This is a genomic window from Enterococcus sp. 3H8_DIV0648 (assembly GCF_002140655.1).
Lineage (GTDB): Bacteria > Bacillota > Bacilli > Lactobacillales > Enterococcaceae > Enterococcus_A > Enterococcus_A hulanensis.
In genome coordinates this window covers 520,211-521,417 of the sequence record NZ_NGLG01000002.1, presented here as the reverse complement: position 1 = coordinate 521,417, position 1,207 = coordinate 520,211, and the positions used below count along the sequence as shown (strand labels likewise).

Below are 1,207 nucleotides of genomic sequence, written 5' to 3'. Positions count from 1 at the left end.
AATCATTGTTTTATCATTTTGCAATCTACAATAACTCACGAAGCCTATTCTTCAAAAATTGAGGAATAGGTTTTTTTATTACAGATACCTCGTATTTTATGATGTCAATTTCATGGTTGAAAGAAAAATGATATTTACGTGATGTTGATTCAACTTAATATTGTCATCTATTCTTTAGAATTTTATGTGTAGGAGGTCAGAACTTTCAATGATGGGATTACAGTAAAACCCCGAAACAGGCATACTTACAACTTCAGAAGGAAGATTTTTTTGCTCTTTATTTGAAGTTAAAACAATTAAAAGAGAAAAATAGTGAAGAAGACTTTCCGATGATACAGATATTCTTAGCGAAAGATGATCAAACAATCGTTAAAAACTTAATGATTTTACATCAATCTGAAGACTTCTCTGTAACGCGTACCGCTCCAAGTCTACTTTATTGCTTCAGTTAAGTATTGATGTTTTAGGATCTGATAACCATTATTCTTCTTGGCAATAATTCCCTCATCGTTTAATTGTTTAAACAAACGCATTAGGTGTCGATAGCTCATGCCTATAGTTGCAGCTACATCTTGATAATTATCAAAGAAAAATCCTTTGTATTCGGCTTGTAATATATAAGAACATAATCGCTGTTCACCTGATTTTAATGCATTTGAGACATAACTATTTGTACATTCAAACAATTTTTCCGAAAGATCAATTGCTAGAGAGTTCATAAATACAACATTATCTAGTAACTCTTTTCTGTTATGTTTGTAAGGTATTGAGATACACTCAAATGGGGATACTGCAATAACAGAGGCTGTTGCTGTTGGGTAGTTCATCATCAGTTCAACATCACCAATAAGACCACTAGATACGTAATAGGATAGTATAAGGTTATTTCCATTACTATCAAACGAACAAATTTTTGCTTTACCAGTTAGAACCAGTAGTAGAGTAGAAATACTATCGCCTTCTGACCAAACCTTTTCTCCTGGATTATATTGAAAATGTTCGCAACATTTAAGACTTTCCTTGGAAAGTCCATATTTTGATAAAAGAGTTTCATGAACTTTATTTAGTTGTGATTTTTTCATTTGGACACCTCAATTTATTATGACATATGTCCTAATAAATTGACAACCCTTTCATTAAAATGGTGATATGGAATGGAGGTATCATCATGATTTTAATAATTTTCGTTCTTCTCATTGTTATGTTA

Annotated in this window: 1 protein-coding gene; it reads right to left on the bottom strand. The window is 31.3% G+C overall.

The window, feature by feature from the left end; all coding sequences use genetic code 11:
* Positions 1-431: 431 nt before the first annotated feature.
* Positions 432-1,082, bottom strand: a complete 651-nt coding sequence (locus A5875_RS18840) for a Crp/Fnr family transcriptional regulator (protein ID WP_088935117.1) — start codon at positions 1,080-1,082, stop codon at positions 432-434.
* Between the last annotated feature and the right edge of the window lie 125 nt (positions 1,083-1,207).

Bases quoted from the DNA above. Each gene is read 5' to 3' on its own strand.
- A5875_RS18840 (WP_088935117.1), bottom strand. From the start codon at position 1,082: ATGAAAAAATCACAACTAAATAAAGTTCATGAAACTCTTTTATCAAAA.